Raw genomic sequence first — 13601 nt, 5'->3', positions numbered from 1 at the left:
CGTCGGGGGTGCGGCCGGCGCCCGCACCCCCGACGGTTCGCGGTCAGCGTTCGGTCAGGGGGATGAAGGTCACCGAGTGGGCCGGGAAGTCGTAGGTGAAGGTCGAGGAGAAGCCGCTCTGGTGGTGCCGGACCGGAGAGATGCGGTCCGGGTCGGACAGGGAGTTGGTGTCGGAGGGGGCGCCGGTCAGGCTCGTGACCGTGGCGGTGGGGTGGACGCGGGTGGCGCCGAGGTCCACGTTCGCGCGGACGGCGGTGTCCTGGGCGTTGACGACCTTGAGGGTCACCGACTTTCCGTCCCGGGAGACGACCTGGTAGAGGGGCTCGACCCGCGAGTCGTCCACGACGGAGTTGACCTGCTGCCCGTCCAGCCAGGTCGTGATGCGGCGACCGCTGACCTGGATCTTCAGGTGGTGGTCGCGGCCGGTCCGGACGGTGTGGGACGAGGTGGCGATGGACGACTTGCCGCCGTTGACGGCCTTCTCGATGGCCGACTGGGTGTTGTTCCAGCCGCCGACGTTCCACCAGTAGAAGGTGCCGGTGTCGCGCACCCCGAACATCACCAGGAAGCCCTCCGCGCCGGCGGTCTTGCGGGCGGTCACCTCGATCGTGTAGTCCGACCAGTCGGCCGAGCCGGCGGTGGAGCGGGCGTCCGCGATCTGAGCGGTCTGCACGTACGCGCCGTCCTGGACGGCCCACGTGCCCAGGCCGGGCGTCCAGTTACCGGCGCCGGCCGAGAAGTCGTCGGCCAGCAGCACGGTGCCGTCCGCGGCGGTGACCTTCACGTCGTCGTAGCGGACGGCGGTGTTCCAGGAGCCGAGGCCGACGGCGCCGGTGATGTCCTCGACGGGCCCGGCCTCGCCCTCGAACGCGCTCGGCACCACCCGCTCGCCCACGTTCGTGGCGAACAGGCGCTGGACGTGGTAGCTCGGCGAGCCGTACGCCTCGTCGTTGTCGAACCAGATGAGGTCCGGCGTCCAGTCCACGTAGTCCACGTTGGCCAGCAGCGGCGCGTACGAGGCCAGCTCCACGACGTCGGAGTTGCGCTCGATGCCCGTCATGTACGACGCCTCCGCCAGGGCGTTGTAGAACGTGTTGCCCTGCGAGGCGTACTCGCCCACGAACACCTTGGGGCCCTCGCGGTCGTAGGAGTCGTAGCGGCGGTTGTTGGTCAGGAACCAGCTGGTGTTGTTGTAGTAGTGCTCGTCGACCAGGTCGGCCCGCTGATCGCGGGCGAACTGCCACATCCGGTCGAACCAGGCGCCCTGCGACGTCTGTCCCGAGTTGCTGATGATCTTGATGTCCGGGTACTCGGCCCTGACGGCGTCCGCGAACTTCGGATAGTTCGCGAAGAACTGCTCGTAGATCTCCTCGTTCCCGAGCCCGATGTACTCCAGCCCGAACGGCTTCGGATGCCCCAGCTCGGCGCGCTTCGCGCCCCACTCCGACGTGACCGGGCCGTTGGCGAACTCGATCAGGTCGAGCGTGTCCCGCACCCACCGGGACAGCCCGGCCTCGTCGGTCAGCGGCCGGTTCTCGCCGCAGCCGTTCACGCCCACCGACAACACGGGAAGCGGCTCGGCCCCGAGGTCCTCGGCGAACTGGAAGTACTCGTAGTAGCCGATGCCGTAGCTCTGGTTGTAGCCCCAGAAGTTGAAGTTCGTCGGCCGCTCCTCGACCGGGCCGATCGTCTCCTTCCACTGGTAGATGCGCCGCCGGTCCTGGTTGTCCGCGTACGGGTCGTAGGTGCCGACGTTCGCCACGCAGCCGCCGGGGAAGCGCAGGAACTGCGGCTCCAGGGCCGCGATCATCTTCGCGAGGTCGGCGCGCATGCCGTTCTCACGCCCCTTGAAGGTGTCGCGCGGGAAGAGCGAGACCATGTCGAGGTCGGTCCGCCCGGCCGGGGCCTGGACGACCAGGCGGCCGGCGTCGGTGGTGCCCGACGCGGTGAACGAGGCGGTGTACTTCGCCCAGCCGCCGGCCTTCACCCGCACCGTCGCCCTGCCGAGCACGGTGGAGCCGGCCTCGGCGGTGACCGTCAGCGGGGCGGTGTCCGCGCGCTTGGCCCACAGCGACAGCTCGTAGCGCTCGCCCTTCCGCAGCGGCAGGCCGCGGTTGAACCCGGCGTTGCTCACCCCGGCCGTGCCGTCGCCCGTCACGTCCAGCCGCAGGTAGTGGCGGTTGTTCGGGTTGAGCGGCTGCTCGGAGGAGATGGCGGGCGTCGCGGTGGCGCCGCGCTCGGCCTCGCTCCAGGCCGTCAGCCCGGTGTAGGAGGGCTCGTCGACCGCGTTGAACTCGAACGAGCGGTTCTGCACCAGCTCGGCGTAGAGGCCGCCGTCGGCGGCGTGGTTGATGTCCTCGTAGAAGACGCCGTACAGGTCGGGGCTCACCTTGGTGCCCGGCGCCCGGGTGTCCACGGTGAGCTCGCCCGAGGTGTAGCCCTCGATGCGGAACTTGTCCGCGTCTGTGCCCATGACGAGCCGCCCGTCGCTGATCGCGACGCTCCGGCCGCCCGAGGAGAGCGTGACCGTGCCGCCGCCGGCGTCCGTGATCTCGAAGACCGACGCCGTGGAGCTCAGGCGCACCCGGTCGGACGCCCGCAGGTAGCGGCCTGTCGCGGCGTCCTTGAGCCGTACGCCGTCGCCCGAGGGCTCCGCCGTGAAGGCGAGAGCGGCCATCGGCGCCTTCGCCGAGGCCCGCACCGAGCCGGACCGCTCGGCCGACAGGTACGGCAGCGCCCTCGCGCGCAGCGTGAACGTCCCCTCAGGAACGACCCGCTCGCCCTCGGCCGCCTTGATCGCGAAGTAGTCGAACGTCGCCCGGACGGAGGTGCCGTTCTGCGCCGACAGCCCGAAGAGCCCGACCTGCCCGACCGTCAGCCGGGCGGTCATCCGGGCCGCCTCGGACCAGGCCGTGCCGTCCCAGTAGGAGGAGACGAACTCGTCGCCCGTCCGCGCCAGCTTGACGATCTCGGCCGTGGAGCCGGGACGGGGCGCGAAGGACGAGGTGAAGGCGGCGCCGACCTCGGTGGCCGTCTCGATCACCGGCCCGCCGGCGGACCCGACGTGCGCCAGCCCGGTCCGTACGTAGTCGTCCCACCCCTGCCAGGCCAGCAGGCCCGCGCTCTGGTAGTCCAGCGTGACCGGCGCGCTGAGCTTGACGACGGCCTGGAAGTCGCCGTCGGGGACGTCCACGAGGAAGAGGTTCCTGGCGTTGTTGGTGCCCTGGTGCGTGTCGCCGGTGAGGGTGTCGAGGTGGAGAGCTCCGCCCGACAGGCTCCATCTGGAGTCGTCGGGGGACAGGATCGACCAGTCCTCGCTGAGCGTGGTGCCGTCGAACTGCTCCACGACGGCGCCTTCGGGGATCGGCTCCGCGACCGAGGCCGCGGGCGTCGGTGGTGCCAGCAGGCCCGCCAGGAGCAGGACCGATGAGGCGATACGCAGCATGGGTGGGGGGCTCCTCGGGTGTTAGCGCTAACAGAACGGAGAGCGTCAACGTCTGCGATTCGCGACCAGTCAAGAGTCGCGTGAAGTACCCGTCAAGACGGTTCTCCATAGCCCCGCCGTAACGTGAAGGATCCCTTGACGAGACCCGTTGTTAACGTTCACAGTCAGGCCAGGCGCCGAAAGAGGCACACGTTCATCCCGTACACGCAGGACGCATAAGGCGGCGGTCCGCCTTGCCGATGTTAGCGTTCACAGGAGAAGGGACCCCCCACGTGTTGAAGAGGATCTCGGCGATGGTGCTGGCCGGGCTCACCGCGATGTCCCTGGCGGCATGCGGCAGCGGCGGCAGCGGTGGCAGCGGCGGTTCCGGCGGTTCCGGCGGCGCGGACCCGATCACCATGGGCTTCGCCCAGGTGGGGGCGGAGAGCGGGTGGCGTACCGCGAACACCAAGTCCGTGCAGGACGCGGCCAAGAGCGCGGGCGTCACGCTCAAGTTCTCCGACGCCCAGCAGAAGCAGGAGAACCAGATCAAGGCCATCCGCTCCTACATCCAGCAGCGGGTGGACGTCATCGCCTTCTCTCCGGTGGTCGAGTCGGGCTGGGACACCGTGCTCAAGGAGGCCAAGGACGCCAACATCCCCGTGATCCTCACCGACCGGGCGGTGGACTCCCCTGACGCGAGCCTGTACAAGACGTTCCTCGGCTCGGACTTCGTCGAGGAGGGCAGGAAGGCCGGGCAGTGGCTGGTGGAGGAGTACAAGGACGCCACCGAGACGGTCAACATCGTCGAGCTGCAGGGCACGACCGGCTCGGCGCCGGCGAACGACCGTAAGGCCGGGTTCCAGGAGATCATCCAGGCCGACCCCAAGTTCAAGATCGTCGCCTCGCAGACCGGCGACTTCACCCGGGCCAAGGGCAAGGAGGTCATGGAGGCCTTCCTGAAGGCGCATCCGGACATCGACCTGCTCTACGCGCACAACGACGACATGGGCCTCGGCGCGATCGAGGCCATCGAAGGGGCCGGGAAGGTGCCCGGCCAGGACATCAAGATCATCACCGTGGACGCCGTCCGGGACGGGATGCAGGCGCTCGCCGACGGGAAGATCAACTTCATCGTGGAGTGCTCGCCGCTGCTCGGGCCGCAGCTCATGGACCTGGCCAAGAAGGTCGTGGCGGGGCAGCAGGTGCCGGCTCGGGTGGTGACCGAGGAGACCACGTTCACGCAGGACCAGGCCAAGCAGGTCCTGTCCACTCGCCAGTACTGATTCGCATCGGCCCGCACTCCGGCTGAGGCCACTCGGGGGCGGAGTTCCCCCGTACGTGAGGTGGGTTCGGCTGGATCGGGATGGGGGCGGCGGGCTTCTGCTTTCGGGTGGAGGCCGCGGCCCGCTTGCGGCACGTCGGGCGGATGGAGAGAGGGGTGAGGAGGTGGAGATGGGTGAAGCCGCGGCGGTTTTGACGATGAAGGGGATCTGCAAGCGGTTTCCGGGGGTTACCGCGCTGGACGGGGTGGACCTGCGGCTGCTGCCCGGCGAGGTGCATGCGCTCATGGGAGAGAACGGGGCGGGCAAGTCCACACTGATCAAGGTGCTCACCGGGGTGTATCCGGCAGACGCGGGCACGGTCGAGCTCGGCGGCGCGACCGTCGCGTTCGGGGGGCCGCTGGAGGCGCAGCGGGCCGGGATCAGCACCGTCTACCAGGAGGTCAACCTCTGCCCGAACCTGTCCGTGGCCGAGAACATCCTGCTCGGCCGCGAGCCGCGCCGCCGCGGCCGCATCGACTGGAAGCGCATGCGGGTCAGGGCCGCCGAGCTGCTGTCGCGGCTGGAGCTCGGCCTCGACGTGTCGGCGCCGCTGTCGTCGTGCTCGCTGGCCGTGCAGCAGATGGTGGCGATCGCGCGGGCGATCGACGTGGACGCGCGCGTGCTGATCCTCGACGAGCCCACCTCCAGCCTCGACGCCGACGAGGTGGCCCAGCTCTTCCGGGTGCTGCGGCGGCTCAAGGAGCAGGGCATCGCCATCCTGTTCGTCTCCCACTTCCTCGACCAGGTCTACGAGATCTCCGACCGGATGACGATCCTGCGCAACGGCCGGCTCGTGGGGGAGTACCCGACCCGCGAGCTCAGCCCCGTGCGCCTGGTCGCCAAGATGATCGGGCAGGAGCTGGCCGCGCTGGAACGCCTGCACGGCGAGCACAAGACGTTCGACCGGCCGCTGGTCGAGGCGCGCGGCGTCGGCAGGGCGGGCGCCGTCGAGCCGTTCACCCTCACCGTCCACGAGGGCGAGGTCGTGGGCCTGGCCGGGCTGCTGGGCTCGGGACGTACGGAGGTCGCCCGGTTGTTGTTCGGCGCCGACCACGCGAGCACGGGCGAGATCACGGTCGGCGGGACACCGGTGTCGCTGCGCACGCCCCGCGCGGCCATGAACCACAAGATCGCGTTCTGCTCGGAGAACCGCAAGGAGGACGGGCTCATCCCCGACCTCACCGTGCGCGAGAACATCATCCTCGCCCTCCAGGCCACCCGCGGCTGGACCCGTCCGGTGCCGCGCGAGCAGCAGGACGAGCTGGTCAGCCGGTACGTCCAAGCCCTGAAGATCAGCCCGCCCAACCCCGAGCAGCTCGTCCGCAACCTCAGCGGCGGCAACCAGCAGAAGGTCGTGCTGGCCCGGTGGCTGATCCTCGCGCCCCGGCTGCTCATCCTCGACGAGCCCACCCGGGGCATCGACGTCGGGGCGAAGGCCGAGATCCAGCGGCTGGTCGCCCAGCTGTCCGACGGCGGCATGGCGGTGCTGTTCATCTCCGCCGAGCTGGAGGAGGTGCTGCGGCTGAGCCACAAGGTCGAGGTGCTGCGCGATCGGCGCCTGGTGGCGGAGCTGCCCAACGACGACCGGCTGACCACCGACGTCCTGATGGAGACGATCGCGAGCGGAGGTCGAGCCTAGGTGAGGCGCCTGGTCTGGCCGGCGGCGGTGCTGGTGCTGCTGCTGGCCCTGAACGTGTTCTTCACGCCCAGCTTCTTCTCGATCCAGGTCAGGGACGGCCACCTGTACGGCAGCCTGATCGACATCCTGCGCTTCGGCGCACCGCTGATCCTGGTGGCGATCGGCATGACGCTGGTGATCGCCACCGGCGGCATCGACCTGTCGGTGGGCTCGGTCGTGGCGATCTCGGGGGCGCTGGCCTGTCTGCAGATCAGCCAGGACGCCGGGCTGTTCACCGCGGTGGTGCTGGCGCTCGGGCTCTGCCTGCTGCTGGGGGCCTGGAACGGGTTCCTGGTCGCGGGCATCGGCATCCAGCCGATCATCGCGACGCTCATCCTCATGGTGGCCGGGCGGGGCCTGGCCCAGCTCATCACCGGCGGGCAGATCATCACGGTCAACAGCCCGGCGTACAAGATGATCGGCGGCGGCTACTGGCTGACCGTGCCGTTCGGGATCGTCATCGTGGCCGTGGTGCTGGCGGTCACCGCGTTCCTGACCAGGCGGCTGGCGCTGGGCATGCTGATCGAGTCGGTCGGCGGCAACGCGGAGGCGAGCCGGCTCGCCGGCATCCGCTCGCGCGGGATCATCGTCATGGTCTACGCGTTCGCCGCCCTGTGCGCGGGCGTGGCCGGGCTGATGATCAGCTCGAACGTCTCCAGCGCCGACGGCAACAACGCCGGCCTGTGGATCGAGCTGGACGCCATCCTGGCCGTGGTGATCGGCGGCACGTCGCTGGCCGGCGGCCGGTTCTCGCTGGCCGGGACGGTGCTGGGCGCGCTCATCATCCAGACCCTGACCACGACGATCTACTCGATCGGCGTCCCGCCGGAGACCACGCTGCTGTTCAAGGCGCTGGTGGTCGCGGCCGTCTGCCTCATCCAGTCGCCGTCGTTCCGCGAGAAGGTGTTCCACCGGCGCGGACGCGCGGTCGCGCCCGCCCCGGCCACGGACGAGAAGGTGCGGGTGACCACGTGAGCACGCTGACGCTCGGCCGCGGGCGGGTGCCCGCGAAGTATCTGCCGGTTCTGGTGACCGGGTGCCTGTTCGTGGCGATGTTCGCGGCGGGCGGGATCCGCTACGAGGGGTTCGCCAGCGGGCAGGTCGTGCTGAACGTCTTCATCGACAACGCGTTCCTGCTGGTGGTCGCGATCGGGCTGACGTTCGTGATCCTCACCGGGGGCATCGACCTGTCGGTCGGGTCGGTGGTCGCGTTGTCGACGATGATCGCGGCCGGCCTCATGGAGGGGCCGGGGTGGCCGCCGTACCTGGTGATCCCGCTGGTGCTGGCCGTCGGGTCGGGGCTGGGGCTGGTGATGGGGTACATCGTGCACGCCTTCGACATCCAGCCGTTCATCGTGACGCTGGCGGGCATGTTCCTGGCCCGGGGGCTGTGTTACACGATCGGCACCGACTCGATCCCGATCGCCGACCCGGCGTTCACCGTGTTCGCCCAGACCAGGATCGACCTGTTCGCCGACCTGTGGATCTCGCCGAGCGTGGTCATCGCCGTGGTGGTGGTGCTCGTGGCGGCGTACGTGCTGCACTACACCCGCTTCGGCCGGACGGTCTACGCGACCGGCGGCAACGAGCAGTCGGCGCTGCTCATGGGGCTGCCCGTGGGGCGGACGAAGATCGCGGTCTACACGATCAGCGGGTTCTGCTCGGCCCTCGGCGGGCTGCTGCTGTCGTTCTACATGCTCTCGGGTTACGGCCTGCACGCCGTCGGCATGGAGCTGGACGCGATCGCGGCGGTGGTCATCGGCGGCACGCTGCTGACCGGCGGCAGCGGCTTCCTGCTCGGCACCGTGCTGGGCGTGCTCGTGCTCGGCCTGATTCAGACGATCATCAGTTTCGAGGGGACGCTGCTGTCCTGGTGGACCAAGATCTTCATCGGAATGTTGCTCTTCGTCTTCATCGTCCTGCAACGCCTGTTCTCCGGAGGGTCACGGCGCTGACCTGCATGAAAAGTTACCGGAACGTTTCCGCCAGGTTAGCTTCAACCGTTGACATAGACGTTGTTAACGATAACAATCGGCGGAACGAACGGGGACTTTCGTTCCATTTGTCACGTTCCGTGAGCGAGTTCTTCACTCTAACCGGCAGCCGCCGCGTCCAGCGCTGCCGCGACCCCCATCGCAAGGAGATCACAATGAGGTTGGGACGAATCGGGGGCGTGGTGTCCGCCATCGCGCTCGCCGTGACCATGACGGCGTGTGGCTCGAGCACGAAGACCGTCGACGCCGAAGCCTCCGGGTCCGCGGCGGCCGGCAACGCGGGCGCCCTGATCGGCGTCACCATGCCCACCAAGTCCTCCGAGCGCTGGATCCATGACGGCGACAACGTCAAGAAGCAGCTCGAGGCCCTCGGCTACAAGGTCGACCTCCAGTACGCCCAGGACGACATCCCGACGCAGGCCAACCAGATCGAGAACCAGATCACCAAGGGCGCCAAGCTCCTGATCATCGCCTCGATCGACGGCACCGCCATCACCTCCCAGCTTCAGCAGGCGGCCGACGCCAAGATCCCGGTCATCGCCTACGACCGGCTGATCCGCAACAGCGAGAACGTCGACTACTACGCCACGTTCGACAACGCCAAGGTCGGCGTGCAGCAGGCCACCTCGCTGCTCAAGGGCCTGGGCGTCGAGGACGGCGAGAAGGGTCCGTTCAACATCGAGCTGTTCGGCGGCTCGCCCGACGACAACAACGCCACGTTCTTCTGGAACGGCGCCATGTCGGTGCTCCAGCCGAAGATCGACGACGGCACGCTCGTGGTGAAGAGCGGCCAGACCGACTTCAAGACCGCGGCCATCCTGCGCTGGGACCCGGCCACCGCGCAGAAGCGCATGGAGGACATCCTCACCAAGACCTACACCGGCGGCACCAAGGTCGACGGTGTGCTCTCGCCGTACGACGGCCTGTCGATCGGCATCCTGTCGGCGCTCAAGAGCTCCGGCTACGGCACCGCGGGCCAGCCGTACCCGATCGTGACCGGCCAGGACGCCGAGCTCGCCTCGATCAAGTCGATCATCGCCGGTGAGCAGTACTCCACCATCTTCAAGGACACCCGCAAGCTCGCGGAGCAGACCGTGAAGATGGCCGACGCCGTGCTGAAGGGCCAGCAGCCCGAGGTGAACAACACCAAGGACTACGACAACGGCACCAAGGTCGTGCCCTCGTACCTGCTCGACTCCGTGATCGTGGACAAGAGCAACTACCAGGAAGAGATCGTCGGAGCCGGTTACTACACCGAGGACCAGCTCAAGTAAGGGCCTGCCCCGGGGAACGGCGAGCGGCCGTCCCCGGGGCTCTCCCTGAGCGAGGGGCATATGACCGAGCACATCTTGCGGATGAGCGGGATCACCAAGACGTTCCCCGGCGTCAAGGCGCTGCAGGACGTCAACCTGTCGGTCCGACGGGGCGAGATCCACGCCATATGCGGGGAGAACGGCGCCGGCAAGTCGACGCTGATGAAGGTCCTGTCCGGGGTCTACCCGTACGGCGAGTACGAGGGCGAGATCCTCTTCGAGGGCGAACGCTGCGAATTCGGCAGCATCCGCGACAGCGAACGCGCCGGCATCGTCATCATCCACCAGGAGCTGGCGCTCAGCCCGCAGCTGTCGATCGCGGAGAACGTCTTCCTCGGCAACGAGCGCGCCAGGCGCGGCCTGATCGACTGGAACCGCACCAACTACGAGGCCGCCGAGCTGATGCGTCGGGTCGGCCTCGACGAGAACCCGACGACGGCGATCGCCGACATCGGCGTCGGCAAGCAGCAGCTCGTCGAGATCGCCAAGGCGCTGGCGAAGGAGGTGAAGCTGCTCATCCTCGACGAGCCGACCGCGGCGCTCAACGACGACGACTCGGCCCACCTGCTCGACCTGCTGCGCGGGCTGCGGGACGAGGGCATCACCTGCGTGATCATCTCCCACAAGCTGAACGAGGTGACCGCCATCGCCGACTCCGTCACGATCATCCGTGACGGCCGGACGATCGAGACCCTCGACATGGCCGAGGACCACGTGACCGAGGACCGCATCATCGCCGGCATGGTCGGCCGCGCACTCGACAACCGTTTCCCGCCGCACGAGCCGACGATCGGCGGGGAGGCGCTGCGCATCGAGGACTGGACCGTCTACAGCCCCAGCCAGCCCGGCCGGAAGGTCGTGGACGGCGCGTCGCTCACGCTGCGCCGCGGCGAGATCGTGGGCCTGGCGGGCCTGATGGGCGCCGGGCGCACCGAGCTGGCGATGAGCGTGTTCGGCCGCACGTACGGCGTGAACATCTCCGGCAAGATCTTCAAGGACGGCAAGCCGGTCGAGATCCGCAACGTGCAGGACGCGATCAGGCACGGCCTCGCCTACGCGACCGAGGACCGCAAGCGGTACGGGCTCAACCTCATCGAGGACATCAAGCGCAACATCAGCGCGGCCGGACTCCAGGGGCTGGCCAAGCGCGGCTGGGTCAACGAGTACGAGGAGTACAAGGTCGCCGAGGAGTTCCACAAGAGCATGAACATCAAGGCGCCCAGCGTCGACAGCGTCGTCGGCAAGCTGAGCGGCGGCAACCAGCAGAAGGTCGTGCTCTCCAAGTGGATCCTGACCGAGCCTGACGTGCTCATCCTCGACGAGCCCACCCGGGGCATCGACGTCGGCGCCAAGTACGAGATCTACACGATCATCAACCGCCTCGCCGACGAGGGCAAGGCCGTGCTGGTGATCTCTTCGGAGTTGCCTGAGCTGCTGGGCCTGTGCGACCGCGTCTACACCCTCTCCGAGGGTCGCATCACCGGCGAGGTGCCGCGCCGGGAAGCCACGCAGGAACGTCTCATGCACCTCATGACCAAGGGACAGGAGTAGCTCAGATGAGCAGCATCACGCCCGCCGACGTGGAGGTCGGCGCCAAGGGCGACGGGGGAGCGCCACGGCAGCCGGGCCGGGTGTCGCTCGGCGGCCTCTCGCTCAACCTGCGATCGAGCGGTATCTACATCGCCTTCGCCCTGATCATCGCGCTGTTCTCGGTGCTGACCGACGGCGCGCTGCTCACGCCGCAGAACATCTCGAACATCATCGTCCAGAACTCCTACGTCCTGATCCTCGCGATCGGGATGATCCTGATCATCATCGCCGGTCACATCGACCTGTCGGTCGGCTCGGTGGTGGCGGTCACGGGAGCGCTGTCGGCGGTCCTCATGGTCAACATGGGCTTGCCGTGGCCGCTGGCGCTGCTGATCACGCTCGTGGCCGGCGCGCTCATCGGCGCCTGGCAGGGGTACTGGATCGCGTACTTCGGGATTCCGGCGTTCATCGTGACGCTGGCCGGCATGCTGCTGTTCCGCGCACTGACCCTGACCGTGCTGGGCAACCAGGGCATCGGCCCGTTCCCCGACCAGGTCCGTACGCTGGCCAACGGCTTCACCAACGGCTACCTCGGCAACATCGGCCTCGGCCCGCTCGGCGGCGCCGACCTGTTCAGCCTGCTGATCGGCCTGGTGGCGATCGCCGGCATGTTCGCCTCCCAGTGGCGCAGCCGCAACGCCCGCAAGGGTTACGGCCAGACGGTCGAGCCGATGGCGCTGTTCGTGCTCAAGCTGGCGGCCGGCGCGGCGCTGATCCTCTTCCTGGTGGTGCAGCTGGCCCGGTTCAAGAACCTGCCGTGGGTGCTCGTGCTGCTGGCGGTGCTCGTCCTGGCCTACTCCCTGATGGCCAACCGCACGGTCTTCGGCCGGCAGATCTACGCCATCGGCGGCAACCTCCAGGCGGCCGTCATGTCCGGTGTGAAGGTCAAGTCGGTCGTCTTCTGGATCTTCGTGAACATGGGCGTGCTGTCGGCCATCGCCGGCATCATCTTCGCCGGCCGCCTCAACCAGGCGGGCCCCACGGCGGGCAACAGCTTCGAGCTGGACGCCATCGCGGCGGCCTTCATCGGCGGCGCGGCCGTCCAGGGCGGCGTCGGCAAGGTCGTCGGCGCGATCACCGGTGGCCTGATCATGGCGGTCATCAACAACGGCATGTCCCTGATCGGCTCGCCCAGTGAGCGCGTCATGCTCGTCAAGGGCATCGTCCTGCTCGCCGCCGTCGCCTTCGACGTCTGGACCAAGCGCAGGGCCGGAGTTACGCGCTGAAATAAGATCCTCGAAGCCCAGGGAAAGGAGAGACCGTGACGACCCCCAAGCGCCGCCTGCCGGTCATGGCCGACGTGGCCAGGGAGGCCGGCGTGTCGCACCAGACGGTCTCCCGGGTGCTCAACCACCACCCGAACGTCCGGGCCGACACCCGCGCCCGGGTGGAGGAGGCGATCACCCGGCTGGGCTACCGGCGCAACCTCGTGGCCCGTGCCCTGGTCACCAAGCGGTCGCGGACCCTCGGCGTGGTGAGCTTCGACACCACGCTGTACGGCCCGGCCAGCACGATCTACGGCATCGAGCAGGCGGCCAGGACCGCCGGCTACTTCGTCAGCATCGTGAGCCTGAAGTCGATCGACAGCGACAACGTGCGCGACGCCATCGGCTACCTGACGGAGCAGGGCGTCGACGGGGTCGTGGTGGTGGCGCCGCAGCGCTCGGCCTGGCGCGCCCTGGACAACCTGCCGTCCGGCATGCCGGCGGTCGCGGTCGAGGGCATGCACAACGCCTGCGTGCCGGTGGTCTGCATCGACCAGGTCCAGGGCGCCAGGCTCGCCACCCGCCACCTGCTCGACCAGGGCCACGAGACGGTCTGGCACGTCACCGGCCCGACCGACTGGCTGGAGACCGAGGGCCGGATCGCGGGCTGGCGCGCGGTGCTGGAGGAGGCGGGCAGGCCCGTGCCCGAGCCGCTGGCCGGCGACTGGAGCCCGCGGGCCGGCTACGAGGCGGGCAAGAGCCTGGCCGCGATGAAGGGCGTCACGGCGATCTTCACGGCCAACGACCAGATGGCACTCGGCGTGCTGCGCGCCCTGTCGGAGAAGGGGGTGCGCGTTCCCGACGACATCAGCGTGGTGGGCTTCGACGACATCCCGGAGTCGGAGTTCTTCTCCCCGCCGCTCACCACGGTCAGGCAGGACTTCGCCGCGGTGGGCCGGCAGTGCATCGAGGTCCTGCTGCGGCAGATCGACATGGGACCGGCCACGGCCGAACGGCTGGTCGTGCCGCCGGGCTTCGTCGTCCGGTCGAGCACGGCCCCTGCTCGATAGGG

9 protein-coding genes are annotated in these 13601 nt (G+C 68.7%); 8 read left to right on the top strand and 1 reads right to left on the bottom strand.

Going from position 1 to position 13601, the window contains the following annotated elements; genetic code table 11:
* Window positions 1-43: 43 nt before the first annotated feature.
* On the bottom strand, window positions 44-3445 hold the full coding sequence (locus ACIBP6_RS28925; RefSeq protein WP_397057027.1) for an alpha-L-arabinofuranosidase C-terminal domain-containing protein: 3402 nt from the start codon (window positions 3443-3445) through the stop codon (window positions 44-46).
* A 272-nt stretch (window positions 3446-3717) separates the two neighbouring features.
* On the opposite strand from ACIBP6_RS28925, the gene ACIBP6_RS28920 reads away from it, so the two are divergent.
* From ACIBP6_RS28920 to ACIBP6_RS28885, 8 genes are all read left to right on the top strand, one after another.
* A complete protein-coding gene (locus tag ACIBP6_RS28920; protein WP_397057026.1) occupies window positions 3718-4710 on the top strand; it encodes an ABC transporter substrate-binding protein in 993 nt (330 codons plus the stop codon).
* 169 nt (window positions 4711-4879) lie between these two features.
* Window positions 4880-6388: a sugar ABC transporter ATP-binding protein gene (locus ACIBP6_RS28915; protein WP_397057025.1), complete on the top strand. Its 1509-nt coding sequence runs from the start codon at window positions 4880-4882 to the stop codon at window positions 6386-6388.
* Entirely contained in the window at window positions 6389-7402 is a 1014-nt protein-coding gene (locus ACIBP6_RS28910) for an ABC transporter permease (RefSeq protein WP_397057024.1), read from the top strand. It begins immediately after the preceding gene.
* Window positions 7399-8382 carry a galactofuranose ABC transporter, permease protein YjfF gene (gene yjfF / locus ACIBP6_RS28905; RefSeq protein ID WP_397057023.1) on the top strand — a complete coding sequence of 328 codons (984 nt, stop codon included), beginning with the start codon at window positions 7399-7401 and terminating at the stop codon, window positions 8380-8382. Before ACIBP6_RS28910 ends, yjfF begins: the two co-directional genes overlap by 4 nt.
* A gap of 194 nt (window positions 8383-8576) precedes the next feature.
* Window positions 8577-9695 (top strand): multiple monosaccharide ABC transporter substrate-binding protein, encoded by a 1119-nt coding sequence (gene chvE / locus ACIBP6_RS28900; RefSeq protein ID WP_397057022.1) that lies wholly within the window; start codon window positions 8577-8579, stop codon window positions 9693-9695.
* A 60-nt stretch (window positions 9696-9755) separates the two neighbouring features.
* Window positions 9756-11285 (top strand): multiple monosaccharide ABC transporter ATP-binding protein, encoded by a 1530-nt coding sequence (gene mmsA, locus ACIBP6_RS28895; RefSeq protein ID WP_397057021.1) that lies wholly within the window; start codon window positions 9756-9758, stop codon window positions 11283-11285.
* Between the two features lie 5 nt (window positions 11286-11290).
* Complete coding sequence (gene mmsB / locus ACIBP6_RS28890; protein ID WP_397057020.1) at window positions 11291-12550, top strand: multiple monosaccharide ABC transporter permease; 1260 nt, start codon at window positions 11291-11293, stop codon at window positions 12548-12550.
* A gap of 65 nt (window positions 12551-12615) precedes the next feature.
* Complete coding sequence (locus ACIBP6_RS28885) at window positions 12616-13599, top strand: LacI family DNA-binding transcriptional regulator (RefSeq protein WP_397057096.1); 984 nt, start codon at window positions 12616-12618, stop codon at window positions 13597-13599.
* Window positions 13600-13601 lie beyond the last annotated feature (2 nt).

The organism is Nonomuraea terrae (genome assembly GCF_044465245.1).
Lineage (GTDB): Bacteria > Actinomycetota > Actinomycetes > Streptosporangiales > Streptosporangiaceae > Nonomuraea > Nonomuraea terrae.
This window is presented reverse-complemented; position numbering and strand designations above follow the sequence as displayed.

What these genes read in the sequence shown, in the direction of transcription:
- ACIBP6_RS28925 (WP_397057027.1), bottom strand. Translation starts at nt 3,445, where the DNA reads ATGCTGCGTATCGCCTCATCGGTCCTGCTCCTGGCGGGCCTGCTGGCA.
- ACIBP6_RS28915 (WP_397057025.1), top strand. Translation starts at nt 4,880, where the DNA reads ATGGGTGAAGCCGCGGCGGTTTTGACGATGAAGGGGATCTGCAAGCGG.
- chvE (WP_397057022.1), top strand. Translation starts at nt 8,577, where the DNA reads ATGAGGTTGGGACGAATCGGGGGCGTGGTGTCCGCCATCGCGCTCGCC.
- mmsA (WP_397057021.1), top strand. Translation starts at nt 9,756, where the DNA reads ATGACCGAGCACATCTTGCGGATGAGCGGGATCACCAAGACGTTCCCC.
- mmsB (WP_397057020.1), top strand. Translation starts at nt 11,291, where the DNA reads ATGAGCAGCATCACGCCCGCCGACGTGGAGGTCGGCGCCAAGGGCGAC.
- ACIBP6_RS28885 (WP_397057096.1), top strand. Translation starts at nt 12,616, where the DNA reads ATGGCCGACGTGGCCAGGGAGGCCGGCGTGTCGCACCAGACGGTCTCC.